At 58.7% G+C, this 3,675-nt stretch carries 3 protein-coding genes; 2 read left to right on the top strand and 1 reads right to left on the bottom strand.

Annotated features, from left to right (window positions below):
• Positions 1–297: 297 nt before the first annotated feature.
• Complete coding sequence (locus tag Q7C20_RS26550; protein WP_375071163.1) at positions 298–1,446, bottom strand: aldose epimerase family protein; 1,149 nt, start codon at positions 1,444–1,446, stop codon at positions 298–300.
• Positions 1,447–1,584: 138 nt separating this feature from the next.
• Here Q7C20_RS26550 and Q7C20_RS26545 point away from each other — a divergent pair, with 138 nt between their 5' ends.
• Both Q7C20_RS26545 and yghU read left to right on the top strand, forming a co-directional pair.
• On the top strand, positions 1,585–2,352 hold the full coding sequence (locus Q7C20_RS26545) for an SDR family NAD(P)-dependent oxidoreductase (protein WP_375071162.1): 768 nt from the start codon (positions 1,585–1,587) through the stop codon (positions 2,350–2,352).
• Positions 2,353–2,659: 307 nt separating this feature from the next.
• Entirely contained in the window at positions 2,660–3,493 is an 834-nt protein-coding gene (gene yghU, locus Q7C20_RS26540) for a glutathione-dependent disulfide-bond oxidoreductase (RefSeq protein WP_375071161.1), read from the top strand.
• The last annotated feature ends 182 nt before the right edge of the window (positions 3,494–3,675 follow it).

Genomic DNA, 3,675 nt, shown 5'->3' with positions numbered 1-3,675 from the left:
TCCTTGGCCCAGCGCGGCTAACCCGGCGTCCTGCCGGGTTACCCACGGATTCAAGCCTGCGTGCGGCCATCGTGGTTGACGGGGCGCCTAAGATCAAAATCTAAAGCACGGCGGCCTAGTAGCCGACCTGAGTGGTTGAATCAAAGGCGCTGTTTTTTCTAGAGCAGGTTGCGTTCTTCCAGACAAAATGGAGATCCAAATGTGGGAGCGGGCTTGCTCGCGAATGAGGTGAGTCAGTCAACAAATTAATTGACTGACTCACCACCTTCGCGAGCAAGCCCGCTCCCACAGTTTTATTCAGTCAGCAGTGAATTTGAAGATGGTGTTCTGGGTATAGGTCTGGCCCGGGTTGAGGCGGGTTGAGGCGAACTTCGGTTGGTTGGGCGCGTCCGGGAAGTGTTGGGTTTCCAGCGTGAAGCCACTCCAGTGTTGGTAGGTCTTGCCGGCCTTGCCTTTGACTGTGCCGTCGAGGAAGTTGCTGGTGTAGAACTGCACGCCCGGCTCGGTGGTGTAGAGCTGCAGGCGTCGGCCCGAGGCGGGGTCGTGGACTTCGGCGGCGAGTTTTTTGATATCGCCTTTGGTGTCCAGCGCCCAGTTGAAGTCGAAACCGCCTTGTTTGGGTTCGGCGAATTTCAGTTGCGGGTGGTCGTCCTTGATGTGTTGGCCGATGGGGGTTGGTTTTAGGAAATCCATCGGCGTGCCTTTGACCGGGGCGAGTTCGCCGGTGGGGATCAAGGTGGCGTTGACCGGGGTGTAGTGGCTGGCGTGCAGGGTGGCGACTTGTTTGAGGATGTCGTCGTTGCCCGCACCGGCGAGGTTGAAGTAGCTGTGGTTGGTGAGGTTGAGTACCGTCGGTTTGTCGGTGGTGGCCTTGTAGTCGATGTGCAGTTCGTTTTTGTCGTTGAGGCTGTAGGTGACTTCGGTTTTCAGGTTGCCGGGAAAGCCCATCTCGCCGTCTTTGGACAGGTAGGTAAGGGTTACGCCGACCGAGTCCTTGCCCTTGACCGACTTGGCTTGCCACACATATTTGTCGAACCCCTGGGCGCCGCCGTGCAGTGAGTTGGGGCCGTCATTGAGCGGAACCTGGTAGCGTTTGCCGTCGAGCTCAAAGGCGCCGCCGGCGAGGCGGTTGCCGAAGCGTCCGATGGTTGCGCCAAAAAACGCGGTGCCGGCCTGGTAGCCCTGCACGTCGTCGAAGCCCAACACCACGTCCTCGGCCTTGCCGTTTTTATCGGGTACTTTCAGTGACTGCAGCACGCCGCCGTAGGTGATCACCGTGGCTTGCATGCCGTGGCTATTACGCAACACGTACTGTTCGACGGCGGTGCCGTCATTGGTTTTGCCGAACGGTTTTTGCTCGCTGGTGAGGCCAGCGGCATGGGCGCCGCCGCTAGCCATCAGCATGGACAAGGCGAGGCCGGACAGCAGGTGACGAGGGTGCTTCATGGTCGAACTTCCTTTTGTTGTTTTGAGTGGAATAGTTCTACTAATGTGCGATATTTTGTCGATGGAACAGCAGATTTATAGCCTTTTACTGTGTATTTGCAAAATAAAATAAGACTAATTGAGTGAGGCGATCGTTATATGAATACTGAGCAGGCCGTTTATCCCGACCTCAAGGGCAAGACCGTATTGGTGTCCGGCGGTGCCTCGGGCATTGGTGAATTCATGGTGCGAGCGTTCGCCGGGCAGGGCGCCAAGGTGGGCTTTGTGGACCGTGCGCAGAGCCAGGGCGAGCACTTGGCGGCGACGTTGAATGCTCACGGGCACCGCGTGGAGTTCGTGCACTGCGATATCACCGATGACATCGCCTTCAAGGCCGCGATCGAGGGTTTTGAGCAGTCCCTCGGCCCCATCACCGTGCTGGTCAATAACGCCGCCAACGATGTGCGCCACACCCTGGAAGAAGTCGATTCGGCCATGTTCGACAGGCTGATCGCCGTCAACCTCAAGCACGCTTTCTTCGCCGCCAAGGCGGTGGCGCCGATGATGAAAAGCGCAGGCGGCGGGGCCATCATCAACCTTGGCTCAGTGGGCTGGATGATGGCGTCTGCCGGCTACCCGGTGTACGCCGCCAGCAAGGCTGCGGCGCATGGCATGACCCGCGCGCTCGCGCGTGAACTCGGCCCGAGCCGCATCCGGGTCAACACTCTGGTGCCCGGCTGGGTCATGACCGAAAAACAACTGGAAATGTGGGTGGACGACGCCGCCAAAGAACTGATCAGCCGCAGCCAATGCCTGCCGGGCAGCGTGTTGCCGGAACACATCGCCAATATGGCGCTGTTTCTCGCCTCTGATGCGTCGGCGATGTGTTCGGCGCAGAACTTTATTGTGGACGGTGGTTGGGTCTGAATCGATGACTCAACGGGGTATTTCTTGAACGCGGGGTGTTGTTGCAGGCGTTCGGTTTGACGTTTCAGGTTGGCCTGGAGGGTTTATGACGCCTGCCTCATCGGCGCCCGCTATCGCTTCAAGTCGGTCGTTCATGTGGGTTTTACCTGTTATTGCGAGACACACCACCCGCCGGTGGCTTGGTCGTTGCAGCTGCAAACCCAGCCATTGAGCGCTAATGTGGGCCTGATCAAGGCGCTGGGCGGCGGATGGAACGTGGCTTAATTGGCTGCGTCGAACACTACTGAGACCAAGGAGCAGTGAAATCATGACCGACTATGTACCCCCAAAGGTGTGGACCTGGGACACCGAGAGCGGCGGCACGTTTGCCAGCATTAACCGGCCTGTTGCGGGGGCTACCCATGACAAGGTGCTGCCGGTGGGCAAGCATCCTTTGCAGCTGTATTCGTTGGCCACGCCGAATGGGCAGAAGGTCACGATTCTGTTGGAGGAGCTGTTGGCGCTGGGGCACGCGGGCGCGGAATACGATGCGTGGTTGATCAGGATTGGTGACGGTGATCAGTTTGGCAGCGGGTTTGTGGCGGTGAATCCGAATTCGAAGATTCCGGCGTTGTTGGATTGCAGTGGGGAGACGCCGATTCGGGTGTTTGAGTCGGGTGCGATTTTGCAGTACCTGGCGGAGAAGTTCGGGGCGTTTTTTCCGACTGAGCCGGCGGCGCGTGCGGAGTGTTTGTCGTGGTTGTTTTGGCAGATGGGCAGTGCGCCGTATCTGGGGGGTGGGTTTGGGCATTTTTATGCGTATGCGCCGAGCAAGATGGAGTACGCCATTAACCGGTTTGCGATGGAGACCAAGCGGCAGCTGGATGTGCTGGAGCAGCGGTTGGCGGTGAGTGAGTACATTGCCGGGGGTGAATATACGATTGCCGATATTGCGATTTGGCCTTGGTATGGCGGGTTGGTGATGGGGCGGTTGTATGGGGCTGCGGAGTTTCTTTCGGTGCATGAGTATAAGCATGTGTTGCGCTGGGCTGAGGCGATTGAGGCACGGCCTGCGGTGCAGCGGGGGCGCAGGGTGAATCGGGTTTTCGGGGAGGTGTCGGAGCAGTTGGCTGAGCGGCATGAGGCTGGGGATTTGGATTGAGTACATATCCGGGTTTTGGGTGAGGGCTGATGTTGGTTCCGCCCTTACGGCGGGTCACTTTTGGAAAGGCCCAAAAGTAACCAAAAGGCCTTCGCCCCACCACTTGGCACCTCGCTATGGCTCGGTGTGCCCTCACTCCGGCTTGAATCCGTGGGCCGCCGCGATGGGCCATCCTTGGCCCA

Origin of the sequence: Pseudomonas sp. AMR01, from assembly GCF_041946035.1 — a bacterium.
GTDB classification, from domain to species: Bacteria; Pseudomonadota; Gammaproteobacteria; order Pseudomonadales; family Pseudomonadaceae; genus Aquipseudomonas; species Aquipseudomonas antarctica_B.
The sequence above is the reverse complement of the archived record's forward strand: the minus strand, read 5'-3'. Positions and strand labels throughout refer to the sequence as shown.